This is a genomic window from Gordonia sp. DT218, assembly GCF_049847105.1.
GTDB lineage: Bacteria > Actinomycetota > Actinomycetes > Mycobacteriales > Mycobacteriaceae > Gordonia.
Genome location: NZ_JBNCNS010000005.1, coordinates 417,937 through 442,696, shown reverse-complemented (window position 1 = coordinate 442,696; position 24,760 = coordinate 417,937). Strand labels below are relative to the sequence as shown.

The following is a 24,760-nucleotide window of genomic DNA, read 5'->3' as shown; positions in this document are numbered from 1 at the left end:
CCGTGCTCATCCGATCGTAGGGGGATCGAGCTGGACGCGGATCGGTCCGGTGTCATGATTCGCGTTGCGCCGCATCTGAGCGGCCACCAGCGCCGCGGCGAGGTCCTTGCCGTCGCGACGGTCGACGCGCAGCAGGATGCGCTCGACATCGCCGTCGAACGGATCGCCCGAGCCCGCCGGTGCCCGCACACCCGCCGGTAGCGGAACCGGGCCGAGTCGCTCTCCACCGTCGGGTAATCCGACCCCGTCGACAAAGGCGCCGATCGTCTCCGGCGGACCGTCGACCGAGGCCATGGTGACCGCGGGCGGAAAGCCGAGTTCGGCACGTTCGGCCAGCTCTAGTTGCGCGAAACCCACCGGGTCCCAACGGATCATGGCCTGGACCGGTGCGAGTCCGGCATCCGCGACGACGACCATGGTGCCGCCCTCGGCGTGCGGACGCACCAGTGCCCCGACCGCCATCCAGCGCCGTACCGCGTCCTCCGCGGCACGCAGATCAGCCCGATCCAGTTGTGCCCACGTGTCGAGCACCACAGCTGCTCCGTAGCCGCCGGCGACGACGGGTTCGGCCCCGGGTGTTGCCACCACGATCCGGGCGCCCGTCTCCACCTCGTCGAGGACCGACGCACCCCCGGAAGTCGCGACCGGGACTCCGGCGAAGGCACGACCGAGTTCTTCCGCGGTCCGGCGTGCGCCGGTGGTGAGTGCACGTACCTCGCTCCCCCCGCACTCGGCGCAGCGGAAGGACCTCTCCACCCGTCCGCACCAGCGGCACGACAACACGTTGCCCGCATCGAGCTGCACCGGCCCGTGACACGCCCGGCAGCGAGCGTGCGCCCGGCACCGCGCGCAGGCCAGCGAGGGCATGTAACCGCGGCGGGGAACGCTGAACAGCACCGGCGCATCGGCCGCCACCGCGGACCGCGCCGCCTCGAATGCCACTCCGGGGATACGGGCAGAGCGGGCCAGCGGGTCGCCCGCGACCCGTCGATCCTCGGCACTGAGCGCGATGACCCGGGCGGTGCGCGACCGAACTGTCGCACGATCGGCGACGAGGTCATGTGCCCAACCGGCGGTCACCAGTGACTGTGCCTCGGTGGTCCGTGCGAACCCGCCGATCACCAGGGCACACCGCTGCTGATGAGACCGCAGCACGGCAACCTCCCGAGGATGCGGATACGGCGCCCGCGGCTCGTTGAGACTGTCGTCGCCGTCGTCCCACACCACGACCAGACCGAGATCGTGCACCGGCGCGAACACCGCGCTCCGGGTACCGAGGACGACGTCGACCGATCCCCGGCGGATGGCCAGCCACCGCCGGTAACGGGCAGTCGGGCCGAGCCCGGCCGCCAGCGTGACACAGCGTTCCCCGAAGATCGGGCCGCATGCGGCCTCGAGACGATCGAGGTCGCGCTGATCCGGCACCACCAGGATCGCGCCGCGACCGGCCGCTGCCGCCGTAGCGGCCAGTTCGGCGAGGCGGGACGGCCAGTCCTCTCCCGGCGTCGCCTGCCAGATCGCCCGAGGATGACCCGAATGCATCGATGCAAGAAAGGAATCCGCGGTCGGATAGGTCATCGTCCAGGCCGAGGTGTCGGGCATCGCGACGGGTCCGGACGACCCCGGCACCGGGGCGTCCTCCTTCTCGGTCCGGGCGTGCCTCGGCGGGATGGCCAGCCGGACCACATCCGACATCGTGCCCGCGTAGCGGTCGGCGACGGCACGGCACAGCGTTGCGAGATCAGCACCGAGAACCGGCTCCGGGGACACCACCCGTTCGAGCCAGCCGAGTTTGCCGGTGTGGTCGCTCTCGGTCACGCGATCGAGGAGGTACCCGTCGACGAGCCGTCCGGCGAACCGCACGCGCACCCGGACGCCGGGAACGGCCGACACGTCCTGATCGGTGTCGATCAGATAGTCGAACGGCCGATCGAGATGGGCCAGCCCGAGCATCGGCAAGACCTTGCCGATCGGCCGCTCGGTGGCCCGCTCACGTGTGCTCAGAGGCCTGCGGCCGCCCGCAGCTTCTCGGCACGGTCGGTGCGCTCCCACGGGAGGTCGACGTCGGTGCGGCCGAAGTGACCATAGGCGGCGGTCGGTGCGTAGATCGGGCGCAGCAGATCGAGGTCGCGGATGATCGCCAGCGGGCGGAGATCGAACTCCTCGGCGATCACCTTCTCGATGACGGTGGGGTCGACGCGCTCGGTACCGAAGGTCTCGACGAAGAGCCCGACCGGTGCGGCCTTGCCGATCGCATACGCGACCTGGACCTCGATGCGCCCGGCCAGACCCGCGGCAACCGCGTTCTTGGCGACCCAGCGCATGGCGTACGCAGCACTGCGGTCGACCTTCGAGGGGTCCTTGCCCGAGAATGCACCACCGCCGTGGCGGGCCATCCCGCCATAGGTGTCGACAATGATCTTCCGCCCGGTGAGTCCGGCATCACCCATCGGGCCACCGAGGACGAACTTTCCGGTGGGATTGACCAGCAACCGGACCACCGAGGTGTCCAGGCCCGGCAGCGACAGGTCGGCGAGCACCGGCTCGAGCACCTTGGCGCGGATGTCGGGGGTGAGCATGTTGTCGAGGTCGATGTCGGCAGCGTGCTGGGTCGAGATCACCACGGTGTCGAGCCGGACCGGCTTGTCGCCGTCGTACTCGATGGTGACCTGGGTCTTGCCGTCGGGACGCAGGTACGGGAGCACGCCGCTCTTGCGGACCTCGGTGAGGCGACGCGACAACCGGTGGGCGAGGGCGATCGGGACCGGCATCAACTCCGGGGTCTCGTCGGTGGCGTACCCGAACATGAGCCCTTGGTCACCCGCACCCTGGCTGTCGATCTCGTCCTCGGAGATGCCACTGCGGCTCTCGTGCGAGGTGAACACACCACCGGCGATGTCGGGCGACTGCGCGCCGATCGCGACATTGACACCACACGACGCACCGTCGAAGCCCTTGGTCGACGAGTCGTAGCCGATGTCGAGGATCTTCTCGCGGACGATGCCGGGGATGTCGACGTACGCGGTGGTGGTGACCTCACCGGCCACATGCACCTGGCCGGTGGTGACCAGGGTCTCCACGGCGACACGTGCCTTGGGATCCTGGGCGAGCATGGCGTCGAGGATCGAGTCGCTGATCGCGTCGCAGATCTTGTCGGGGTGACCCTCGGTGACGGATTCACTGGTGAACAGGCGTGACGCAGAGGTGGTCATCTGGTCCTCTCAGGCTCTCCGGGCCCGGACGGGCGCGCCGGCAGTCGTCGCTGCCGTTGGTTGTCTCTACTGGGCAATTATGGCTACTCAGCAATTGTGACTTCTGAACAGGGGTTCTCGCACTCCGGGTCGAACCCCATGTGAACGCGTTCCAAACTACACACCGGCTCCGACCCGTCGGACGCGGCCCGGCGGGTCAGGCCGTGCCGCCGCCATCGGACACCAGAGCACGGACCTCGTCGAGAATTCTGCTCGACATGAGCGTTTTCGAGCCGAGTGGCAGAGCCGTCTCGGTGCCGCTCGACGACAACAGCCAGCCGGTGTTGTCCTCGGTTCCGAACGCCTTGCCGTCGCCCACCGCGTTCACCACCAGCAGGTCGCAACCCTTACGAAGCAACTTGGCCCGCCCGTGGTCGAGCACGCCGCCGGTCTCGTCGCCGGTCTCGGCGGCGAACCCCACGATGACGGTCGGCGCGGGGACGCGGCCCGCCTCGCGGCTCTCGACCAGCCCCCGCAGGATGTCGGGATTGGTGGTCAGCTCGATCGGCGCGGGCCCCGACTTCCCCTTCTTGATCTTCGCCTCGGAGACCGACACCGGCCGGAAGTCGGCGACGGCGGCGGCCATGATCACGACATCGGCCTCCGCGGCACGTTTCGTCATCTCGTCGGCCAGTTCCTGCGCGCTCGCCACCGGGACGATCTCGACTCCGGCCGGATCCCCCGGATCGGCGGTCGAGCCTGCGACGACGGTGACGATCGCGCCACGTTGGGCCGCCGCGCGCGCGAGCGCGAAACCCTGCTTGCCGGAACTCCGGTTGCCGAGGAAGCGCACGGGATCGAGCGGTTCGCGGGTGCCGCCTGCGCTGATCACCACTCGCACTCCGGCGAGGTCGTGGGGCAGCGCGTCCGGACGTTCGAGCAGCAGCTCGCCGATCATCGCGATCTCCTGCGGATCCGGCAGACGGCCACGGCCGCTGTCGGTGCCGGTGAGACGGCCGGATGCCGGCGTCATGACCGTGACCCCGCGCTCACGCAAGGTCGCGACGTTGGCCTGCGTAGCAGCGTGCTCCCACATCTCGGTGTGCATCGCCGGAACGACCAGCACCGGACATCGCACGGTGAGCAGCGACGCGGTGAGCAGGTCGTCGGCCCGTCCGGATGCCGCCCGTGCCATCAGGTCCGCGGTCGCGGGCGCGATGATGACGAGGTCGGCCCCCTGACCGAGGCGCACGTGGGCGACCTGGTCGACGTCGTCGAAGACGTCGGTGGTGATGGGGTTGCCGGAGAGCGCCTCGAACGTAGCGGCGCCGACGAACTTGAGGGCCGATCGGGTGGGCACCACGCGGACTTCGTGGCCGGCCTCGGTGAAGTGCCGGATCACCGAGCAGACCTTGTACGCGGCGATGCCGCCGCCGACACCGATCAGAACCCGGCGTCGTGGGGCGCCCGGCGTACCTGTGTGCGCTGTGGTCATCCCCGCGCCCGAGGTTCTATTCGCCTTCGGTGTGCTCGAGGAGGTCGGAGTGGATCTCTCGCATGGCGATCGACAGCGGCTTCTCCTGCAGACCGGGCTCCACCAAGGGGCCGACATATTCGAGGATGCCGTCGCCGAGCTGGTTGTAATAGTCGTTGATCTGCCGGGCGCGCTTGGCCGCGTAGATCACCAGCGCATACTTCGACGACGCGCGCTCGAGCAGCTCGTCGATCGGCGGGTTGGTGATACCCAGTGGGGTGTCATAAGCCGGGGCGTCGGCGATCTCGGTCACGTCGAAATTCGTCTGGGTGCTCACGCATTCTCCTGCATCACTGTGCTCTGTGCGGCGGCCACCGGGTGGCGACGGCCGTCCGCCTTACTCAAACGTCTGAGGTCGATTGTCCGGTCGGAGCCGGGCGAGACGCCGAATCTTCGGACCCGACCAGCAAGGATACCAACTCGGAGGCCACCTGGTCGACTTGGTGGTTCACCAGCACGTGCGCGAACTCACCTTGAGCGTCCATCTCGGTGCGTGCCGTCTCCAGACGGCGGGCGATCGCATCGGGCGTCTCGGTGCCCCGACCCGTGAGCCGCGACACCAATTCGTCCCAGCTCGGTGGCGCCAGGAAGACGCTGACCGCCTCCGGCAGTCGTCGGACCACGTTGCGCGCGCCGGCCAGATCGACCTCCACCAGCACGGGAACGCCCTGCTCGAGCGCCTCGACCACGGGTGCGATCGGGGTTCCCGACCGCTGGAGACCTCCGTGGATCTCGGCCCACTCGAGAAGCTCGTCGTCGGCGATCATGCGGTCGAACTCGTCGCCGGACACGAAGTGGTAGTCGCGTCCGTCGACCTCTCCGGGCCGCGGTGCACGTGTCGTCGCCGACACGCTGAAGTGCATGGTCGGCAGCAGCTCGCGCACCTTCGCCACCACGGTGGACTTACCGACGGCTGAGGGGCCGACCAGTACCACCAGTCGACCCCTCGTGCGCTCGGATTGCGGCTGCTGCGGCGGTCGGGTCACCGCCGAACCTGAGTCGTCGTCACGCGTCCGCGCTGCTTCCGCTCGATCAGGAGCTGAACTTCTCGAGCAGCGCCTTGCGCTGGCGATCGCCGAGACCGCGCAGGCGGCGCGTCGGAGCGATCTCCAGTTCGGTCATGATCTCCTGCGCCTTGACCTTGCCCACCTTGGGCAGCGCTTCGAGCAACGCCGACACCTTCATCTTGCCCAGGATCTCGTCGTTCTCCGCGTCTTTCAGCACCTGCTTGAGATCGGTGCCGCCGCGCTTCAGGCGCTCCTTGAGCTCGGCGCGGGCCCGCCGAGCGGCAGCTGCCTTCTCCAACGCTGCAGCGCGCTGCTCGTCTGTCAACTGGGGAAGGGCCACGGGGTTCCTCCGTCTTTCGTGTCTTCGATTGGACTGTCACCAGGTGCCCGAAGGCGCCTGATGGCGGTTGGTCGCCGGCGCGACCGGTGCGGTCGCGATCAGCGACAATGCCACCGCCGCCGAATGGTGCGGCGAAAGCGACCGTACTCACGTGAGCAGGCATTTGCGAGTGCCACCCCCGGGAAATCCACCGGATTCCTGTGTTGTAACGTGCCTCGCCCCTCGAACGTAAACCATCGGCCCGACAACGACCACGACAGCGCTCTGACTACGCAATTTGCCGCGAAACCGCAGGTCATCGCCGATGCCCGTAGACCCGAGCACCTCGGCGCCGCCGATCGGTGCCCAATTTCGCGTCTGCCTGCACTGATACGGGTGTGACGGGAGTGATGATCAGGAATTTCTCTGGAATCGATCGCTCGTCGCGCGTGTCGCCGGGACAACCCCGACGCCGAGCTCGCGATCCGCCGGGAGAAGTCGCCGACAGGTGGGACCACCAGTCGACGACCCCAGGAGAAGTACGTCTCAGGCAGCCGTGGTCGGACGATCACACCGACCACGACCCCGGGTCCACCTCGTCCATGCACACACGGCCCCGAAGCCGCACAGCGAGCAGCGACGGATCAGCCCGGCGAACAGTGACCTGTCAGCGCAGTGCCGATTCCACGTCGTCCCGCGACTGCTCCGCCGCCGCACGGAGCGCTCCGATGTCCGGGCCGGCGCGGAGGACGGCTCGACTGCTTGCCGGGAGCAACCACGCGGTGTCGGCACCGTCGAACACCTCGGGGAGATCGCCGGCCGTCGCGCCCTGCGCACCGAGGCCGGGTGCGAGGATCGGCCCGCGCAGGGCGCCCAGGTCGAGACCGTGCGCACGAGTGGCGCCCACCACCAGCCCGACAGTGCCTGTGCCGTCCACGTTCTCGGCGGCGGCATCGTCGACGACGGTCTGTCCGACGGCTCGTCCATCGGCGTCGGCGAGTTGGACCGAGGCGCCTTCGGGATTCGAAGTCCGAGCCAGGACGAACAGGCCCCGCTCCCCGGCACGAGCGGCATCGACCGCCGGGGCGAGGGATCCGAAACCGAGGTACGGCGAAACCGTGACCGCGTCTGCGCACAGCGCCGACCTGTCGTCGAGCCACGCGGTCGCGTACGCGGCCATCGTGGAGCCGATGTCTCCGCGCTTGGCGTCGGCGAGCACCAATGCCCCGGCCGCCTGGCAGCCCCGGATGACCCGTTCCAGCACACCGAATCCGGCCGCGCCGAACACCTCGAAGAACGCCACCTGCGGCTTGATCACCGCCACGACCGGTCCGAGGGCCTCCACACAGATGTCGCCGAAACGACTCAACCCGTCCGCCGAGACCGGCAGACCCCACTGCTCCAACAGTTCGGCGTGTGGGTCGATGCCGGCACAGAGGCGGCCACGCTCCCCGACCGCATCGAGGTAGCGGGTCGCGAATCCCGACGCCGGGGCCGTGGTCACCGCCGGTTCACCAGCACCGCGTGTCGTCGCTGCAGCGACTCGACGTTCACCTGACCGTTCATCGCTGCCTCGATGCCCTGGACCGCGGCGCTCGCGCCCTGAACCGTCGTGATGCACGGGATGTTGACCGAGACGGCCGCGCTGCGGATCTCGTAGCCGTCGATCCGGGGACCCGAGTTGCCGTACGGGGTGTTGATCACCATCGCGACCGCACCCGAACGGATGATGTCGACGATGGTCGGCTCCCCCGGCTGCGCCTCGAAGTGCTTGCGCACGGTTCGGCACTCGATGCCGTTGCGCCGCAACACGTCCGCGGTCCCCTCGGTGGCCAGGATCTCGAACCCGAGATCGGCCATGTGCTTGACCGGGAAGATCAACGCACGCTTGTCCTTGTTGGCGACGGACACGAAGATCGCCCCCGAGGTGGGCAGCGAGCCGTAGGCGGCGGTCTGCGACTTGGCGAACGCGCGCCCGAAGTCGGCATCGATGCCCATCACCTCGCCGGTCGACTTCATCTCCGGACTGAGCAGTGAGTCGACACCGCTGCCGTCGTGACGTCGGAATCGGTTGAAAGGCAGTACCGCCTCCTTCACCGAGATCGGTGCGTCCGTTGGGGATTCACCGCCGTCGCCGACGGCGTCGAGCAGCCCTTGGCCGCGCAACTCGGCGATCGACTCGCCGAGCATGACCCGCGCGCACGCTTTCGCCAGGGACACCGCGGTCGCCTTCGAGACGAAGGGCACGGTGCGACTGGCGCGCGGGTTGGCCTCGAGGACGTACAGCGTGTCATCCTTCAACGCGTACTGCACGTTCAGCAGGCCGCGTACGCCGATGCCCTTGGCCAGCGCCTCGGTGGACGCACGGACCATCGCGAGATCCGATCGGCCGAGCGTCACCGGGGGCAACGCGCACGCGGAATCACCGGAGTGGATCCCGGCCTCCTCGATGTGCTCCATCACCCCGCCGATGTAGACCTCGTCGCCGTCGCATAATGCATCGACGTCGATCTCGACGGCGTCCTCGAGGAAGCGGTCGACCAGCACGGGATGATCCGACGTCAACTCGGTGGCCCGGGAGATGTAGTCCTCCAAGGACTTCTCGTCGTACACGATCTCCATGCCCCGACCGCCCAGGACATACGACGGACGCACCAGTACCGGGTAGCCGATCCGCGCCGCGGTCGCGCGCGCCTCGTCGAAGCTGGTCGCGGTGCCGAAGGCCGGGGCGGGCAGTCCGGCGGCGGTGAGCACCTTGCCGAACTCACCCCGGTCCTCGGCGAGGTCGATGGCCTCCGGGCTGGTCCCGACGATCGGGACCCCGGCGGCCGCAAGGCGGTGGGCCAGGCCCAGCGGCGTCTGCCCGCCGAGCTGGACGATGACGCCCGCCACGGTGCCGGATTCCGACTCCGCGCGGTAGACCTCGAGGACGTCCTCGAACGTCAACGGTTCGAAGTACAGGCGATCGGCCGTGTCGTAGTCGGTGGAGACCGTCTCCGGGTTGCAGTTGACCATCACGGTCTCGTACCCGGCCTCTGACAGGGTGAGTGCCGCATGCACGCACGAGTAGTCGAACTCGATGCCCTGACCGATGCGGTTGGGCCCCGACCCGAGGATCAGCACCTTGGGGCGATCCGGCTGCGGCGCAACCTCACTGGTCGCAGCGGGATCGAGCTCGTAGGTCGAGTAGTGGTAGGGAGTCTTCGCCTCGAACTCCGCGGCGCAGGTGTCGACGGTCTTGTAGACCGGATGCACGCCGGCGCTGACCCGGAACTCGCGCACCGCCGCCTCGTCGGCGAAATCGGCTCGCAGAGCGGCGATCTGGCGGTCGGAGAAGCCGGAGCCCTTGGCCTCCCGCAACAGTGCCTCGTCGAGCGTGTCGGCGTCACGGAGCTCGGCACCGAGCGCAGCGACACCGCCGATCTCGGCCAGGAACCACGGGTCGATTGCGGTCGCCTCGTAGAGTTGCTCCACCGAGGCACCGGCCTCGAAGGCCAGCATCAGTCCGTAGAGCCGCCCGTCCTTGGGCGTCTTCAGCGACTCCAGCAGACCATCGAGATCGATGGTCGCGGGATCGGGGCGATTCGGCTCGGTCCAGAATCCGGCGGCCTTGGTCTCCAGTGACCGCATCACCTTGCCCAGCGCCTCGGCGAAGCTACGGCCCAGTGACATCGCCTCGCCCACCGACTTCATCGTGGTGGTCAAGGTGTCATCGGCGCCGGGGAACTTCTCGAAGGCGAACCGGGGCGCCTTGACGACGACATAATCGAGCGTCGGCTCGAAACACGCCGGGGTCTCCTTGGTGATGTCGTTGACGATCTCGTCGAGGCTGTAGCCGATGGCGAGTTTCGCGGCGATCTTCGCGATCGGGAAGCCCGTCGCCTTCGACGCCAGCGCCGATGAGCGGGACACACGCGGGTTCATCTCGATGACCACGAGGCGGCCGTCGTTGGGGTCCTGTGCGAACTGGATGTTGCAACCGCCGGTGTCCACGCCGACCTCGCGCAGGATGTCGATGGAGAGGTCGCGCATGATCTGGTATTCGCGATCGGTCAAGGTCATCGCCGGCGCGACCGTGACAGAGTCACCGGTGTGCACACCGACCGGGTCCACGTTCTCGATGGAGCAGACGACCACCACGTTGTCGCGGTTGTCGCGCATCAGCTCGAGCTCGTATTCCTTCCAGCCGAGGATGGATTCCTCGATGAGCACGTTGGCGGTCGGCGACGCCGCCAGTCCGCCACCGGCGATGCGCTCGAGGTCGTCGCGGTCGTAGGCCATGCCGGAACCGAGCCCGCCCATGGTGAACGACGGCCGCACGACGACGGGATAGCCGAGCTCGGCGACCGTGTCGTACGCCTCGTCCATCGTGTGACACACGCGTGAGCGGGCACTCTCGCCACCCACCTTCGCGACGATGTCCTTGAACATCTGCCGGTCCTCGCCACGCTGGATGGCATCGAAGTCGGCGCCGATCAACTCGATGTCGTACTTCTCCAGAGCGCCACGATCATGCAGCGCGACAGCGGTGTTGAGAGCCGTCTGCCCACCGAGGGTCGCGAGCACCGCGTCGATCGGATGCCCTGCGTCACGCTCGGCCTCGATCACCTTCTCGACATACTCGGCCGTGATCGGCTCGATGTAGGTGGCGTCGGCGAACTCCGGATCGGTCATGATGGTTGCCGGGTTCGAGTTGACCAGACTCACCCGCAGGCCTTCGGCCTTCAGGACCCGGCACGCCTGGGTGCCGGAGTAGTCGAACTCGCATGCCTGGCCGATCACGATCGGGCCGGAGCCGATCACCAGGACGTGGGAGATGTCTGTACGGCGCGGCATCAGGCCCTCGTTCCATCTGCGGGGTCACCCTCGAGTTGGGTGACGAACTTGTCGAAGAGGTACGCGGCGTCATGCGGACCGGCCGCGGCCTCGGGGTGGTACTGAACCGAGAAGGCCTGCCCGGAGAGCAGTTCCACGCCTTCGACGGTTCCGTCGTTCGCGCACACGTGACTGACCCGCGCCCGCCCGAAGTCCGTGTCGAACTCCTCACCGGCCTCGCCCTCCAGCGCGAACCCATGGTTCTGCGCGGTGATCGACACCTTGCCGGTGACATGGTCGACAACCGGGATGTTGATGCCCCGGTGGCCGAACTTCATCTTGTACGTGTCCCGTCCGAGCGCCCGGCCGAGGATCTGGTTGCCGAAGCAGATCCCGAAGAGCGGCAACCCCTCCCCGAGCATTCCGCGCGTCAGCTCGACCATCGCATCGGCGGTCGCGGGGTCACCCGGGCCGTTCGAGAGGAACACGCCGTCCGGCCGCAGTTCGGTGATCGCGTCGAGACCGATGGTCGACGGCAGGACGTGGACGCGGACGCCACGCTGGGCGAACATCCTGGGCGTGTTGGTCTTGATCCCGAGATCGAGTGCCGCGACCGTGAATCGGGTCTCGCCGTCGGCGGGTTCCACCACATAACCGGTATCGGTGGTGACCTCGCCGGCGAGATCGGCACCCTTCATCTCCGGCTGATCACGCACCCGGGCCACGAGTTCGTCGTCGGCCGACAGGGCGGCACCCGAGAAGACCCCGGCGCGCATCGACCCGTGGTCACGGAGAACCCGGACGACGGTGCGTGTGTCGATACCGGAGATCCCCACGATCCCCTGCCGTCGCAACTCGTCCTCGAGTGAGGTCGTGGCACGCCAGTTCGACACCCGGCGGGTGGGATTGCGCACCGCATAACCCGCGACCCAGATCTTTCCGGTGTCCCCGGAGGCCGAATCGCTGCCGGCGCTTCCGGTGCTCTCCCCGTCCTCGTCGTTCCAGCCGGTGTTACCGATCTGCGGCGCGGTGGCGACCACGATCTGGCGGTGATAACTCGGGTCGGTCAAGGTCTCCTGATAGCCCGTCATGGCGGTGCAGAACACCGCTTCCCCGAGCGTCTCGCCGGTCGCGCCGAACTCCCGGCCACGAAAGACCTGTCCGTTCTCCAGCACCAGAACTGCTGTGCTCATTGATCTTTCCTCTGTTCACTGTCGTCATCGGGCTCGGTGGCGCCACCCGGCGCAGCCGTGGCCGACTCGTGGTCGGCGATCCACCCCGGATAGATGGCCTTGTCATCGGCCCGGAGTCCGGAGTCGATCTCGGTGCCGCTGGGCAGTACCCAGCGGATCACCAGGACCCCGTCGGCGGTCATGACCTTGCCTGCCAGACCGCGTTCGGTGCGGACCGCGGTGATGGACGGCCGCGGAATCCAGATGCCGGACGCACCTTGCCGTTCGATCAGGATTCCCTCGGGGTAGGCGGAGATCTCGGCGGCGGCCCGGTCGCCGATGTCTCCCACCGCGACCCGGTCCTGCCAGCTCGGTGCGATGGTGCTGCCGACGTAGAGGCCGGTGTCGGGTCCACGTGTGGGCGCCGGGAGTTCGGCGGGGACGGTGGGCAGGACGCCGATCAGGTCGGCCTGGCGGCGCCCCCGGTTTCGCCAGCCGCGCAGCACGAGTGCGATCAGACCGAGCCAGACGAGCACCACGACCAGCACCACCACGACCTCGAGCCCGCTCATCGCACGACCTCGCCGTCACGCGCGGTCAGCACACCGCGCAGGACGGTGGTGGTCACGGTGGCGGGCATCGTCATCGCCTCGTACGGTGTGTTGCGCGACAGGCTGGCCAGATCGTCACCGTCGACGATCCAGGACGTGTCCGGGTCGACCAGCGTGAGGTTGCCGGGCTCGCCGACGGCGATCGGACGGCCCTGATCGGACAGCCCGACGATCTGCGCGGGCCGCTCACTCATCACGCGCGCGACGCCACGCCAGTCGAGCAGGCCGGGCGTCACCATGGTCTCGACGACGATCGGCAGCGCGGTCTGCAGACCCAGCATGCCGGGCCGGGCCTGGGCGAACTCGCAGGCCTTCTCCTGGGCCGCGTGCGGCGCGTGATCGGTGGCGACACAGTCGATCACGCCGTCGGCGAGAGCCTGCCGGAGTGCGAGCTTGTCGCGCGCCTCCCGCAGCGGCGGATTGACCTTGTTCACCGGGTCATAGGCCGGGAAATTCGACCCGCTTGCTCCGCTTCCGGCACCGAGCAGGCGCGAGTCGTCGAGCAACAGGTGGTGCGGCGTCACCTCGGCGCTGATCGCGATGCCCTGGTCCCGTGCCCAGCGCAGCAATTCGACGGTGCCCTCGGTCGAGGCGTGGCAGATGTGGACCCGGGTGCCGGCATCCCTGGCGAGCAGCGCATCCCTGATCACGATGGACTCCTCGGCGGCGCGGGGCCATCCGCTGAGCCCGAGCCGGGCGGCGTTCGGGCCCTCGTGGGCCACCGCCCCGACAGTGAGTCGCGGTTCCTCGGCATGCTGCGCGATGAGGACGTCGAGGCCCTTCGCGTATTCCAGTGCGCGACGCATGAGCAGCGGGTCGTCGACGCATTTCCCGTCGTCGCTGAACATCCGCACACCCGCAGCGCCTGCGGCCATCATGCCCATCTCGGCGAGCTGCGTACCGGCGAGGCCGACGGTGACTGCGCCGACCGGGTGGACGTCGACCAGCCCGACTTCGCGACCGGTCCGCCAGACGTTGTCGGTGACGGTCGCGTTGTCGGCGACGGGGTCGGTGTTGGCCATCGCGAACACGGCGGTGTAACCGCCGAGCGCGGCGGCGGACGAACCGGACCGGATGGTCTCGGTGTCCTCGCGCCCGGGCTCGCGCAGATGGGTGTGCAGGTCGACGAAGCCGGGCAGCAGGACGGCTCCGCCGCCATCGACCCGGTCGACGTCCTCTGGCACGGTCAGGTCGGTGCCGATCGCGGTGATCTCACCGTCGACGACGAGGACATCGACCGGATCGCCCTCCCCGTAGGGCCGGACGTCGGCGATCAGGATCGAACCGGTTGTCGGAGCGGTCACTTCTGCATCTCCACTCGCTGAGCTCCTGGCTTGTTCACTGGGCCCCCGGGTTGTCGGTGCCGACGAGTAGGCGGAACAGGACCGCCATCCGCACGTGCACTCCGTTTCGGACCTGTTCGAGGACCGTTGCGCGCGGCGAGTCGGCGACCGAGTAGCCGATCTCCATCCCGCGCAGCATCGGACCCGGGTGCAGCACGACCGCATGGTCGGCGAGGAGAGCCATCCGTCGGTCGTTCAGACCGAACCGCACCGAGTACTCGCGGGCGCTGGGGAAGAACCCGCCGTTCATCCGCTCGGCCTGCACGCGCAGCATCATCACCGCGTCGGCCGCGGCCAATTCCGCATCGAGGGAGTTCGACGTGACCACCGGCCAGTCCTCCACTCCGACCGGCAGCAGTGTCTCCGGCGCCACGAGCACGACCTCGGCGCCGAGCGTCGCGAGCAGGTGCGCGTTGGAGCGGGCCACCCGGGAGTGCAGGACATCACCGACGATGGCCACCCGCCGGTCCTTGAGCGAGCCGAGCCGTTGACGCAGGGTCAGCGCGTCCAGCAACGCCTGGGTCGGGTGTTCGTGGGTGCCGTCGCCGGCGTTGATGATCGCCGGCCCGGTTGTCTCGCCGTTCGTCACGCCGGCGGTCCAGGCCGCGATCTGATGAGCGGCGCCCGACGCCGGATGACGCACGATCAGCGCGTCGGCACCCAACGCGTGCAAGGTCTTCGCGGTGTCCCGCAACGACTCTCCCTTGCCTGCCGAGGAACTCGACGCGCTCACGTTGATCACATCGGCGCTCATCCACTTGCCGGCGACCTCAAAGGAGACCCGGGTGCGGGTGGAGTTCTCGTAGAACACCGTCATCACGGTCCGACCGCGCAGTGTCGGAAGCTTGCGGACCTCGCGCCCGGTGAGTGCCTGCTCGAACCGTTCCGCCTCGTCGAGCAGTCCGGTCGCCTCGTCTGCCGTCAGATCCTGGGTGGACAGCAGATGTCGCATCAGGCCTCCCCTCCCGCCGTCGACGGCTGGGCGGCGGGTGCCGGACTCAAGACGACCTCGTCGACCTCGTCGTGCTCGACGAGATGCACCGAGACGTTCTCGTCACGCGAGGTCGGGATGTTCTTGCCGACATAGTCGGCACGCAGCGGCAGTTCCCGGTGCCCGCGATCGACCAGCACGGCAAGTTGAACCGCCGCGGGACGGCCCAGATCACGCAGCGCGTCGAGGGCGGCACGCACGGTCCGGCCGGAGAAGAGGACGTCGTCGACCAGGATGACGACCGCGTTGTCCACGCCACCGGCGGGCACCACGGTCCGTTCGAGAGGGCGATGCGGTTTCGCGCGGAGATCATCCCGGTAGAGCGTGATGTCGAGATATCCGACGGGCACCTGGGTGTCCGCGAACTCGTTGATCTTCTCAGCCAGCCGCGAAGCCAGATAGGTTCCACGGGTTGGGATTCCGATGATCACCACCCGTGGGGCATCGGGCGAGTCGAGTGCGGTCTTCTCGATCACCTCGTGGGCGACCCGGGCAATCGTGCGGGCGACGTCGGACGCGTCGAGCAGGACCCGTCCCATGGACCGGGCACCATCGGTTGGCCGCGCACCATCAGCTGGCATGGTCAAGCCGACCTCCTTCTCCGCCTCGCCGGACGGATCGTTAAAGGATGTCTGTCTCGCGACACTTTACACGCCACCACCCCGCCGAACCGAGCCGACGAGGTGTGCGCTTGATCAAACGCCGTCGTTGCGCTCACGGTCGGCGGGTGCATCGTCGACTCCGCTCCCGGCGGCGGCCGCGGCGCGGACCTGGGGTGCGAGCTCGGCGATCCGCGCCAGGACGCCGTTGACGAACGCGGGCGAGTCGTCGGTCGAGAGCTCTTTCGCCAACTCCACCGCCTCATCGACGATCACGACCGGGTCGACATCCGTCGCGTTGAAGAGCTCCCACGTCGCCAGCCGGAGGATCGCGCGGTCGACAGCGGGTAACCGCTCCAGCATCCATCCACGCAGGTGCGAGGACACCACCGCGTCGACCTGCGGCAGGTCGGCGGCCAGGCCCTCGATCACGGTCGCCGTGTAGTCATGGATGGTCCCGACGCTCTCGTCGTCGCGGACATAGAGCCGACGCTCGGAGACCAGTTGGGCCGGGCTGACCTTCTTGGCCTCCGCCTCGAACAACAGATCGACCGCGCGACGGCGGGCCTTGTGTCTGGTACCGGGCTGTTTCACGGGAGAATCGCTCGATCAGCCGTTGACGCGGCCGAGGTAACCGCCGTCCCGGGCATCGACCTTCAGCTTGTCGCCGGTGTTGATGAACAGCGGGACCTGGATCTCCGCGCCGGTCTCCAGGGTCGCCGGCTTGGTACCGCCGGTCGATCGGTCGCCCTGAAGACCGGGGTCGGTCTGGGAGACGACGAGTTCAACGGTGACCGGGAGCTCGACGTAGAGCGGATTGCCCTCGTGCATGGCGACCTGCACGGTCATGTTCTCCAGCAGGAAGCGGGCGCCGTCACCGACGGTGCCAGGCTGGATGGAGATCTGGTCGAAGGTCTCGCCATCCATGAACACATAATCGGTGCCGTCGTTGTAGAGGTAGGTCATGTCGCGCCGGTCCACGGTCGCGGTCTCCACCTTCACCCCGGCGTTGAAGGTCTTGTCGACCGTCTTCCCGGACAGCACGTTCTTGATCTTGGTGCGGACGAAGGCCGGCCCCTTGCCGGGCTTCACATGCTGGAATTCCTGGATCTGCCAGAGCTGGTCGTCCATGCGCAGCACGAGGCCGTTCTTGAAATCGGCGGTGGTCGCCATGTGGTTCTCTTCCCTGTCTTCTCGGGGTCAACGACCGTCAGATGACGGTGAATGTCTTGTCGGTGGCGGTCAGCAGGTCCGGCGTGTCCCCAGCCGTCTCCATACTGGTGACGACGAGCGTGTCCTCGATCCTGACGCCACCTCGCCCAGGGAGGTAGACGCCGGGCTCCACGGTCACCGCTGCGCCGCAAGGCAGTGTACCCGTCGCCAGGGACCCGATTCCCGGCGCTTCGTGTATCTCCAGTCCGACGCCGTGGCCCAGACCGTGGACGTAGTGATCGCCGTGGCCCGCGTCGGCGATCACCGTCCGAGCGGCCGCATCGATGTCGCGCAGGTCCGCGCCCGGGCGCAGGGCCGCGCGGCCCGCGGCCTGGGCGGTGGCCACCAGTTCGTAGATCTCGCGCTGCCAGTCGGCGGCATGGGACAGCACATAGGTGCGGGTCATGTCCGAGTGATAGCCGCCGACCACCGCCCCGAAATCGATCTTGACGAAATCGCCGTCAGCCAGGATCGCATCCGTGGGCCGGTGATGTGGAACCGCGGAGTTCGCGCCGGCCGCGACGATGGTCTCGAAGGCGATGTCGTCGGCGCCGAGGGCATACATCTCCCATTCGAGCGCGCGGGCGACCTCCCGTTCGGTCGCGCCGGCGCGGATCACTCCGCGATCGATGATGGCCGCAAGGCCCTGATCGCCGATCGCGCACGCCCGGCGCAGCAGTTCCACCTCGGCGGCGTCCTTGATCTTCCGGAACTCCTGGACCAGCCCACTGCAGCCGATCAACTGCGCGGCCGGACCGTCCTGCTCCGCCATCCGACCGACGAGGGCTCGATGGGCCGCCACCGTCACCGCGTCGGCCTCGAAACCGATCGACCGGGCGCCCACTCGGCGCGCCTGCATCGCGAGTTCGGTCAGACAGTCGCGGGCGATCACCGCCTGGAGATCCCCGGCCTGCTCGGCGACCTGGGTGAGGTAGCGACCGTCGGTGCAGATGCGGTCGGCCGTCGCGTCGTTTGCGCGGATGAGCACCGCGCCGTTGGAGCCGGTGAACCCCGTGAGGTAACGGACGTTGACGAGATCGGTGACGACCACGGCATCGGCGGGCTCGTCCAACCGAGTGAGAGCGGTGCGGACACGATCGCGGCGGGCTCGGTAGTCGCTGGTCATGGCATCGGCAGACATCTCTTCACGCTACCGCGCGGCACGTCTGGGGTCCGCGGGCATGTCCTCGCGGACGTATCCGCGGGGGATGTGTTTTGGAACACGTTCGTCGTTGCGTACCCTGTCGCCTATGTCTTCGTGGTTGCTGCGCGGTGTGGTCATGACCGCCGTACACGTCATCGCCCGTGTGTTGCTCGGTGTGGCCGTGGTCAACGCCCCGCTCCATTCCACCGTCTGGAAGACGATCGCCATCGCCGCGGTCGTGCTCGTGGCGCTCCTGTGGGGCGGCATCGACGGCACTGCGGATGCCCGTGCGAATCCGGATCCCGACGACTACCGGGACCTCACCGTCCGCTGGTTGCAGGCGGGTCTGCTCGCCGGCGTCGTCGCCGGACTGATCTGCTGGATCCTCGGCCGGTTCGTGTTCGCCGGCATCGGCGAGGCAAGCCTCTTCGTCGAACTGATCGCGGGTGGCTCCTTCACCGCACTGCTGGTGTTCGCACCCGCGTTCGTCGGTGCGGCCGTCGGTCGATTCCTGGTCCGCCGGGATCAGCGCAAGGGTCAGGACACCGAGGACGACTGGTCGGTGCACCCCGACCGCGACGGCGAACACGTCGCCGGCTGAACTCAGGTCACGAAAAAACTCCCACCAGCACACGAGATCTCGTGCCGGTGGGAGTTTTCTGTGGCCCGGGTCAGAGAAGCACGCCGCCCGACGGTGCGGCATCCCCCGCGATCGCCGAGTAGGCGGCGGCGACGAGACCCGGGTCTGGACCTTCCAGCCGACCGGGCTTGGCCAGACCGTCGAGGACGACGAAGCGGAGCACGCCGGAGCGGTTCTTCTTGTCCCCCGACATCGCCTCCAGGAGGTCCGGCAGGGCATCGGCGTCGTAACTCGTCGGCAGGCCGACCAGCTCCAGCACCGTACGGTGACGGTCGGCGGTGGCATCGTCGAGCCGGCCGGCCAGTCTGGCCAGCTCCGCGGCGAACACCAGCCCCACCGAGACCGCCGCACCGTGGCGCCAGCGGTAGCGCTCGCGCCGCTCGATGGCGTGCCCGAGGGTATGCCCGTAGTTCAGGATCTCACGCAGTGACGATTCCTTGAGATCCGCCGACACCACGTCGGCTTTCACCTGGACGGACCGCCTGATCAGTTCGGGCAGCACATCGCCCGCCGCGTCGATCGCGGCGGCGGGGTCGGCCTCGATGATGTCGAGGATCACCGGGTCCGCGATGAATCCGGTCTTGATCACCTCCGCCAGACCGGCGACGACCTCGTTACGCGGGACCGTCGCGAGCGTCGCCGTGTCGATCAGGACGGCGTCGGGCTCGTGGAAGGATCCGACGAGATTCTTCCCCGCGTCGGTGTTGATCCCGGTCTTCCCGCCAACCGCGGCATCGACCATCGCCAACAGTGTCGTCGGGATGTGGATGACACCGATGCCGCGCATCCAGGTGGCGGCGACGAAACCCGCGAGATCGGTGGCGGCACCGCCGCCGAGACCGATCACCTTGTCGTTGCGCTTGAGTCCGATCCGGCCGAATACGTCCCAGCAGAACGCCGCGACCGAGAGATCCTTGCCCGCCTCGGCGTCCGGGATCTCGACCCGGTGGGCATCGAAACCCTTGTCCGACAGGAACTCCCGGATCTGCTCGGCGGTCTTCGCCAGCGTCGGCTGGTAGAGGATCGCGATCCGGTCCGCCCCGGTGGCCGCGGTCGCGACATCGTCGAGCAGACCTCGTCCGATGACCACGTCGTACGGGGCACCGGCGTTGACGGTGATGGATATCGGCTCGGTCATGTGGTGGCCGCCCTTTCTGGTACGAGTGCACGGGCGAGTTCGGCGAGAATGGCATCCGCCACGTCCCCGGGCTCGCCCGCTGCCGCGTCGACGGTGAACTTGGCCGTGCGGAGGTATGTCTCGTCTCGTTCGGCGAGCAGTTCGCCGTATCGCCGGTGCGGATCGTCACCGGCGATGAGCGGGCGGTCGCTGTCGCGCACCCGCGCGAAACCCTGCTCCGCGTCGATCTTCAGGTAGACGACCCGGTGGCCGGCCAGTCCCGCGGCGACCGCAGGCGTCATCACCGCACCGCCACCGAGCGCCAGCACACCGCCGTGTGAGCGCAGGATCTCGAGGACGACGTCACGTTCGATCTCGCGGAATCGTTCCGGACCGTCGGTGGCAAAGATGTCCGGGATGGTCCGTCCGGTGCTGCGGACGAGTTCGGCGTCGGTGTCGAGGAAGTCCACACCGAGGCGGTCGGCCAGGATGCGGCCGACCGTGGACTTGCCCGCGCCCATGAAGCCGATCAACACCACCACCGGACGACGCTCGGGACGGGGCGCACTCATCGCTGCGGCGGCCGCGCGTCGATGAGCTTGCGGTAGCCGGCCAGGTTCTCCGCGGTCTCGGTCACCGAGTCGCCACCGAACTTGTCCAGGGCGGCCTGGGCGAGCACCAGGGCGACCATCGCCTCCGCGACCACGCCGGCCGCGGGTACGGCGCACACGTCGGAGCGCTGATGGATCGCCACGGCCTCTTCGCCGGTTGCCATGTCGACGGTGGACAGCGCCCTCGGCACGGTCGAGATCGGCTTCATCGCCGCGCGCACGCGCACGTCCTCGCCGTTCGTCATGCCGCCTTCCAGACCGCCGGCGCGGTTGGTGGATCGCAGCACACCGTCGGGGCCCGGCACCATCTCGTCGTGGGCCTGGCTGCCGCGGCGTCGTGCCGTGGTGAAGCCGTCGCCGACCTCGACACCTTTGATCGCCTGGATGCCCATCAGGGCCCCCGCCAGCCTGGCGTCCAAGCGGGTCTCGCCACTCACGTGGGACCCCAGACCGACCGGCACACCGGTCGCGACGACCTCGACGACGCCGCCGAGGGTGTCGCCGTCCTTCTTCGCCGCCTCGATCTCGTCGATCATCCGCTGCCCGGCATCCGCGTCGAACGCGCGGACCGGGCTCTCGTCGATCGCCGGCAGATCGGTGATGCGGGGGGCCGGGCCGTCATAGGGCTCACTCGCGCCGATCGAGATCACGTGCGACAGGACGTCGATCCCGAACACCTGGCGCAGGAAGTTGCGGGCGACGGTACCGGCGGCCACCCGTGCCGCAGTCTCGCGCGCGCTGGCACGTTCGAGGACCGGACGCGCATCGTCGAAGCCGTATTTCAGCATGCCCGAGTAGTCGGCGTGCCCGGGCCGCGGCCGAGTGAGCGGCGCGTTGCGCGCGCTGCCCGCCAACTCGGCGGGGTCGACCGGGTCGGCAGACATCACCGTCTCCCATTTCGGCCACTCGGAGTTGGCGATCTCGATGGCAACGGGGCCGCCCATCGTCGCGCCGTGCCGCAGCCCGCCGACCAGGGTGATCTTGTCCGCCTCGAACTTCATCCGCGCCCCTCGCCCGTAGCCGAGGCGACGACGCGCCAATTGTTCGGCGATGTCGGACGAGGTGATCTCCACTCCGGCCACCATCCCCTCGACGAGGGCGACCAGGGCCGGGCCATGGGATTCTCCGGCAGTTATCCAGCGCAACACAGTGGTCAATTGTTCCATGACCTCGTCGTCACCCGACGACCCCACCTCGTAGACCCCGTCATGCGATGCCGAGAGTGAAGAGCGCGGCGGTGACCAGCGCCGGACCGTGCGGTCGACCGGGCTCGCCCGCATGTGCTCGCAGATGTGGGCCGAGCGTGACCATCGCGGCGAGGACGACGACGACCAGCCCCGCACCGACGTCGCCGACCATTCCGCCGATGACGAAGGCGAGCTTGAGATCGCCGCCCCCGCACGCGCGGGCGAGCACCGCCACCAGGTAGGGGGTCGCCGTGACGACGGCGGCGGCCAGTACTCCCGGGTGTCCGACCGACATGCCGATCGTCGCCGCGATTCCCGGCCAGACGAGGGCCGTCGCGATCCGTCCCGTGCGCAGATCGCCCACCGCCACGACCGCCAGCCAGATCAGCACCAGGAATGAGCTCATCCGCCGAGAGTGCCGGTCGCGCGGACCCGGGGCATCACTCGCTCGACGGCGCTGTGGATCGCTGTTCCCCTGTGGAGGGTCGATCGCTCCGGTATCGGAACCGTGCTACCGCGAGTCGATCATCCGGCGCCGCCGAGCGCGGCGGCCATTGCCTCCCGAGGCGCCGGGCGACCCGTGAATTGTTCGACCTGGCTGAATGCCTGATTGAGCAGCATCACCAGTCCCCCGACCACGCGGCCGCCCGCGGTCGACACCGCGGCCGCCAACGGCGTCGGCCACGGGTGATAGATCACGTCGACGACTTTCGCCGCGGACGCCAGCGAACCGACGAGTGGTGTGGTCGCGCCGGCGGGGACCGTGGAGATCACCACGCCGGACGCAGCGGCGCGCTCCTCGAGATCGGCGCCGGGCTCGAAGGGCAGCACCGCGGTGGTCATGCCGACGGTCCGTCCGAGCTCGATCACAGGTGCGGCCCGGCCCGCATCCCGCGCCACGACCACCAGATCGGTGAAGCCGGCGTCCGAGAGTGCGGCCACCGTGGGCAGCGCGGTACCTCCGGCACCCACGACGACGGCGGACGAGTTCGCCGCGGCGTCGGCGCCCACCTCGAGCAGTGCGCCTGCCATGCCGTCGATGTCGGTGCAGTCGGCGCGCCAGCCATGTTCGGTGCGTACCAGCGTGTTGGCCGACCCGACGAGTTCTGCCCGCGTCGTGCGCTCGTCGGCGAACGCGAGGGCCGCGAGTTTGGCCGGCATGGTCACCGACAGGCCGACGAAGTCGGGGCCCAGGCCACCCACCAGCTCCGGCAGCTCGTCGGCAGTGCACTCGATCCGGTCATAGGTCCAGTCGGTCAGACCCAGCGCACGATAGGCGGCCAGGTGCAGGTCCGGCGAACGCGAATGACCGACCGGTGATCCGAGTACCGCGGCCCGGCGAGCTGTCAGGTCCATCCGATCAGCTGCACCCGGTGCTCAGGAGCTTGTTCTCACAAGCCTTTTCGCGGTTCTGCTGATGCTCTTCAAAAGTGTTCGCGAACAGCGTGGTGCCCTGCCGGTCCACGGTGACGAAGTAGAGCCAGTCACCTGCGCTCGGATGTTCGACCGCACTCAGCGCACGCTCACCAACCGCCCCGATCGGCGTCACCGGCAGTCCCGTGTTGCGGTAGGTGTTCCACTTGTTGTCGGCCTTGTAGGCGTCGCCGTAGACGTCGATGTTCGTCACGTTCGCCGTGTAATTGGTAGTCGAATCCATCTCCAGCCGTTGGTCTTTGGCCAGGCGGTTGAGGATCACCCTGGCCACCTTCGGGAAATCCTCGGGGTCGGTCACCTCACGTTCGACGACCGACGCCGCCACCAGCGTCTCGTACGGGGTCAGTCCGGAGTCCTGCGTTTCGACCAGTCCCCACTGCTGGAAGCGGATCGAGCTCGCGACGATCAGATCGTGCAGGATCTGGGTCGCCGAGTGGTTCGGATCGATCGTCTCCCAGGTCCCGGGCGCGATCAATCCCTCGATCCGACGATGATCACCCGTGAGCTGCTCGACAGTGGGGCGAGCCCACGCGGGCACCCCGAGCTGGTCCGGTGTCGACTCGGCGGCCGCTTTCTCGAGTTGTCCGACGTCCGCACCGACCCGCTGACCGTTCACGGTCACCGCCGTGGCGTCGGAGATCATCTGGAAAATTCCCGGAGTGGTCTTGCCGTCGACGCCCTTCTTGTTGTCGAGCTGCAGCCCTTCCGGCACCACCACGCGACCGACGCGGTGTTCGTTGTCGTCGGTCATCATGGCGACCGCGGTGGACGCGGGGATCTGGGTTCGGAGCTTGTAGTAACCGCCCGACATGGCCTGTCCGCCTGCGGCGTCGAGGAACGCGTTGACACTGCCGACCACATCGTCCTTCTCCAGGATCCGGCCGAAGTCCATCAGCGTCGAGTTCTGCGGGATGTCGACGATCACATCGGCCGTGCCTGCCGCATCGGAGTAGTCCTTGTGGTTCTCGAAGACCCCGAGCGAGCGCAGACCGACGAATCCGACCCCGGCGACCAGGACCAGCATGCAGGCCATCACCAGCGCGAGGATGACGCGACGTCGCGTGCGATTCGGCGAGCCGCCTCTCTCACGGCGGGGACGCTTTTCCCTGGAACGCCCGGCGCCGCTCTCCCGTCGCGGACGACGACGACCACGATCCGGGAGGTCGTCGGCGGTCTCGCCCGCGACATCCTCGTCGTTGTCGAGGAAGTGCGTGCGCGGCGGTTGCGGCTCGATCGTCTGTGGACGTACCCGGTGCGGCACCGCGCTGCGCAGCGGGTCGCTGTACTCGCCCGACGAGAGCGTCAGGGGCCGGTCCGGATCGGCGTCGTCCGCTGGGGGGATCCGCTCGGGGGGGATCCGCTCGGGTCGGCTCCGTGGCGGCGGTGCGCTCGGCGCCCGTCGGCGGGCTTCGGGTGCCACGCGCTGCGGAGCGGTCCGCGGCGGGGCGGGCGGCGGCGGAGGGCTCGGCACCGGCGGAGCACTGGGCATCGGAGCACTGGGCATCGGACCGCTGGGAGGGGGTGGTTGAGAACCCGCGGGCGGGTTCGGCGGGGCCGCCGCCTGCGCAGGTCGCCCGACCTCCGGCTCGACTGACTCCATCTCGCGGCGGCGACGATGACGGGTCGACGGCTTGCCGTCGGCGGGCTGGGTGAAGTAGCGCAGTCGATCGAGATCGAGCTGCTCGGTGGGCTGTTCGGAGATGTCATGTCGCCGCGATCGCGGCCGATGCTGGTGCTCGTCGGTCACCGAGTGGTTCCTCTCCGGTTCCGGCGAAAGTCGGCTGCACTGCAGCGCCGATTCGCGATCGCGAATTGCGCTGGGCTGTGGGGCCG

23 protein-coding genes are annotated in these 24,760 nt (G+C 68.5%); 1 reads left to right on the top strand and 22 read right to left on the bottom strand.

Annotated features, from left to right (window positions below; all coding sequences use genetic code 11):
* Positions 1-6: 6 nt before the first annotated feature.
* The 16 genes from ACPXCG_RS20330 to ACPXCG_RS20255 all read right to left on the bottom strand — a co-directional run bounded on the left by ACPXCG_RS20330 (position 7) and on the right by ACPXCG_RS20255 (position 17,935).
* Positions 7-1,953 (bottom strand): primosomal protein N', encoded by a 1,947-nt coding sequence (locus ACPXCG_RS20330; RefSeq protein ID WP_425793937.1) that lies wholly within the window; start codon positions 1,951-1,953, stop codon positions 7-9.
* Positions 1,954-2,000: 47 nt separating this feature from the next.
* Positions 2,001-3,212 (bottom strand): methionine adenosyltransferase, encoded by a 1,212-nt coding sequence (metK, locus tag ACPXCG_RS20325; protein WP_425793936.1) that lies wholly within the window; start codon positions 3,210-3,212, stop codon positions 2,001-2,003.
* Between the two features lie 196 nt (positions 3,213-3,408).
* Positions 3,409-4,686, bottom strand: a complete 1,278-nt coding sequence (gene coaBC, locus ACPXCG_RS20320) for a bifunctional phosphopantothenoylcysteine decarboxylase/phosphopantothenate--cysteine ligase CoaBC (protein ID WP_425793935.1) — start codon at positions 4,684-4,686, stop codon at positions 3,409-3,411.
* 16 nt (positions 4,687-4,702) lie between these two features.
* Positions 4,703-5,002, bottom strand: coding sequence for a DNA-directed RNA polymerase subunit omega (rpoZ, locus tag ACPXCG_RS20315; RefSeq protein ID WP_425793934.1), 300 nt, complete (start codon positions 5,000-5,002; stop codon positions 4,703-4,705).
* Positions 5,003-5,066: 64 nt separating this feature from the next.
* Positions 5,067-5,711 (bottom strand): guanylate kinase, encoded by a 645-nt coding sequence (gmk, locus tag ACPXCG_RS20310; protein ID WP_425793933.1) that lies wholly within the window; start codon positions 5,709-5,711, stop codon positions 5,067-5,069.
* A 46-nt stretch (positions 5,712-5,757) separates the two neighbouring features.
* The gene (gene mihF / locus ACPXCG_RS20305; RefSeq protein WP_012834141.1) at positions 5,758-6,072 is read right to left on the bottom strand and encodes an integration host factor, actinobacterial type; all 315 of its coding nucleotides are present in this window, start codon (positions 6,070-6,072) and stop codon (positions 5,758-5,760) included.
* Between the two features lie 646 nt (positions 6,073-6,718).
* Entirely contained in the window at positions 6,719-7,555 is an 837-nt protein-coding gene (gene pyrF, locus ACPXCG_RS20300; RefSeq protein WP_425793931.1) for an orotidine-5'-phosphate decarboxylase, read from the bottom strand.
* Positions 7,552-10,887, bottom strand: a complete 3,336-nt coding sequence (gene carB / locus ACPXCG_RS20295; protein ID WP_425793930.1) for a carbamoyl-phosphate synthase large subunit — start codon at positions 10,885-10,887, stop codon at positions 7,552-7,554. The genes pyrF and carB overlap by 4 nt, the downstream gene beginning before the upstream one ends.
* Positions 10,887-12,059, bottom strand: coding sequence for a glutamine-hydrolyzing carbamoyl-phosphate synthase small subunit (gene carA, locus ACPXCG_RS20290; RefSeq protein ID WP_425793929.1), 1,173 nt, complete (start codon positions 12,057-12,059; stop codon positions 10,887-10,889). Before carA ends, carB begins: the two co-directional genes overlap by 1 nt.
* Entirely contained in the window at positions 12,056-12,610 is a 555-nt protein-coding gene (locus tag ACPXCG_RS20285) for a transporter (protein WP_425793928.1), read from the bottom strand. Before ACPXCG_RS20285 ends, carA begins: the two co-directional genes overlap by 4 nt.
* Positions 12,607-13,953 (bottom strand): dihydroorotase, encoded by a 1,347-nt coding sequence (locus ACPXCG_RS20280; protein ID WP_425793927.1) that lies wholly within the window; start codon positions 13,951-13,953, stop codon positions 12,607-12,609. Before ACPXCG_RS20280 ends, ACPXCG_RS20285 begins: the two co-directional genes overlap by 4 nt.
* Positions 13,954-13,987: 34 nt before the next feature.
* On the bottom strand, positions 13,988-14,944 hold the full coding sequence (locus ACPXCG_RS20275) for an aspartate carbamoyltransferase catalytic subunit (RefSeq protein WP_425793926.1): 957 nt from the start codon (positions 14,942-14,944) through the stop codon (positions 13,988-13,990).
* Positions 14,944-15,564 (bottom strand): bifunctional pyr operon transcriptional regulator/uracil phosphoribosyltransferase PyrR, encoded by a 621-nt coding sequence (pyrR, locus tag ACPXCG_RS20270; RefSeq protein WP_425794020.1) that lies wholly within the window; start codon positions 15,562-15,564, stop codon positions 14,944-14,946. Before pyrR ends, ACPXCG_RS20275 begins: the two co-directional genes overlap by 1 nt.
* 114 nt (positions 15,565-15,678) lie before the next feature.
* On the bottom strand, positions 15,679-16,176 hold the full coding sequence (gene nusB / locus ACPXCG_RS20265; protein ID WP_425793924.1) for a transcription antitermination factor NusB: 498 nt from the start codon (positions 16,174-16,176) through the stop codon (positions 15,679-15,681).
* A 15-nt stretch (positions 16,177-16,191) separates the two neighbouring features.
* Complete coding sequence (efp, locus tag ACPXCG_RS20260) at positions 16,192-16,755, bottom strand: elongation factor P (protein WP_425793923.1); 564 nt, start codon at positions 16,753-16,755, stop codon at positions 16,192-16,194.
* Positions 16,756-16,792: 37 nt separating this feature from the next.
* Entirely contained in the window at positions 16,793-17,935 is a 1,143-nt protein-coding gene (locus ACPXCG_RS20255) for an aminopeptidase P family protein (RefSeq protein WP_425793921.1), read from the bottom strand.
* Between the two features lie 109 nt (positions 17,936-18,044).
* Here ACPXCG_RS20255 and ACPXCG_RS20250 point away from each other — a divergent pair, with 109 nt between their 5' ends.
* On the top strand, positions 18,045-18,539 hold the full coding sequence (locus tag ACPXCG_RS20250; RefSeq protein ID WP_425793919.1) for a B-4DMT family transporter: 495 nt from the start codon (positions 18,045-18,047) through the stop codon (positions 18,537-18,539).
* Positions 18,540-18,609: 70 nt separating this feature from the next.
* Here ACPXCG_RS20250 and aroB read toward each other — a convergent pair whose 3' ends face one another.
* The 6 genes from aroB to ACPXCG_RS20220 form a co-directional block, all read right to left on the bottom strand.
* A complete protein-coding gene (gene aroB, locus ACPXCG_RS20245) occupies positions 18,610-19,716 on the bottom strand; it encodes a 3-dehydroquinate synthase (RefSeq protein ID WP_425793917.1) in 1,107 nt (368 codons plus the stop codon).
* Entirely contained in the window at positions 19,713-20,267 is a 555-nt protein-coding gene (locus tag ACPXCG_RS20240; RefSeq protein ID WP_425793916.1) for a shikimate kinase, read from the bottom strand. Before ACPXCG_RS20240 ends, aroB begins: the two co-directional genes overlap by 4 nt.
* Complete coding sequence (gene aroC, locus ACPXCG_RS20235) at positions 20,264-21,472, bottom strand: chorismate synthase (protein ID WP_425793915.1); 1,209 nt, start codon at positions 21,470-21,472, stop codon at positions 20,264-20,266. The genes ACPXCG_RS20240 and aroC overlap by 4 nt, the downstream gene beginning before the upstream one ends.
* 40 nt (positions 21,473-21,512) lie before the next feature.
* Entirely contained in the window at positions 21,513-21,899 is a 387-nt protein-coding gene (locus tag ACPXCG_RS20230) for a prepilin peptidase (protein WP_425793914.1), read from the bottom strand.
* A gap of 119 nt (positions 21,900-22,018) precedes the next feature.
* Positions 22,019-22,849: a shikimate dehydrogenase gene (locus ACPXCG_RS20225; RefSeq protein WP_425793913.1), complete on the bottom strand. Its 831-nt coding sequence runs from the start codon at positions 22,847-22,849 to the stop codon at positions 22,019-22,021.
* A 4-nt stretch (positions 22,850-22,853) separates the two neighbouring features.
* On the bottom strand, positions 22,854-24,674 hold the full coding sequence (locus tag ACPXCG_RS20220; protein WP_425793912.1) for an endolytic transglycosylase MltG: 1,821 nt from the start codon (positions 24,672-24,674) through the stop codon (positions 22,854-22,856).
* Positions 24,675-24,760 lie beyond the last annotated feature (86 nt).

What these genes read in the sequence shown, in the direction of transcription:
- ACPXCG_RS20330 (WP_425793937.1), bottom strand. Translation starts at nt 1,953, where the DNA reads ATGCTCGGGCTGGCCCATCTCGATCGGCCGTTCGACTATCTGATCGAC.
- metK (WP_425793936.1), bottom strand. Translation starts at nt 3,212, where the DNA reads ATGACCACCTCTGCGTCACGCCTGTTCACCAGTGAATCCGTCACCGAG.
- coaBC (WP_425793935.1), bottom strand. Translation starts at nt 4,686, where the DNA reads ATGACCACAGCGCACACAGGTACGCCGGGCGCCCCACGACGCCGGGTT.
- carB (WP_425793930.1), bottom strand. Translation starts at nt 10,887, where the DNA reads ATGCCGCGCCGTACAGACATCTCCCACGTCCTGGTGATCGGCTCCGGC.
- carA (WP_425793929.1), bottom strand. Translation starts at nt 12,059, where the DNA reads ATGAGCACAGCAGTTCTGGTGCTGGAGAACGGACAGGTCTTTCGTGGC.
- ACPXCG_RS20285 (WP_425793928.1), bottom strand. Translation starts at nt 12,610, where the DNA reads ATGAGCGGGCTCGAGGTCGTGGTGGTGCTGGTCGTGGTGCTCGTCTGG.
- ACPXCG_RS20275 (WP_425793926.1), bottom strand. Translation starts at nt 14,944, where the DNA reads ATGCGACATCTGCTGTCCACCCAGGATCTGACGGCAGACGAGGCGACC.
- pyrR (WP_425794020.1), bottom strand. Translation starts at nt 15,564, where the DNA reads ATGCCAGCTGATGGTGCGCGGCCAACCGATGGTGCCCGGTCCATGGGA.
- efp (WP_425793923.1), bottom strand. Translation starts at nt 16,755, where the DNA reads ATGGCGACCACCGCCGATTTCAAGAACGGCCTCGTGCTGCGCATGGAC.
- ACPXCG_RS20255 (WP_425793921.1), bottom strand. Translation starts at nt 17,935, where the DNA reads ATGTCTGCCGATGCCATGACCAGCGACTACCGAGCCCGCCGCGATCGT.
- ACPXCG_RS20250 (WP_425793919.1), top strand. Translation starts at nt 18,045, where the DNA reads ATGTCTTCGTGGTTGCTGCGCGGTGTGGTCATGACCGCCGTACACGTC.
- aroB (WP_425793917.1), bottom strand. Translation starts at nt 19,716, where the DNA reads ATGACCGAGCCGATATCCATCACCGTCAACGCCGGTGCCCCGTACGAC.
- ACPXCG_RS20240 (WP_425793916.1), bottom strand. Translation starts at nt 20,267, where the DNA reads ATGAGTGCGCCCCGTCCCGAGCGTCGTCCGGTGGTGGTGTTGATCGGC.
- aroC (WP_425793915.1), bottom strand. Translation starts at nt 21,472, where the DNA reads ATGGAACAATTGACCACTGTGTTGCGCTGGATAACTGCCGGAGAATCC.
- ACPXCG_RS20230 (WP_425793914.1), bottom strand. Translation starts at nt 21,899, where the DNA reads ATGAGCTCATTCCTGGTGCTGATCTGGCTGGCGGTCGTGGCGGTGGGC.
- ACPXCG_RS20225 (WP_425793913.1), bottom strand. Translation starts at nt 22,849, where the DNA reads ATGGACCTGACAGCTCGCCGGGCCGCGGTACTCGGATCACCGGTCGGT.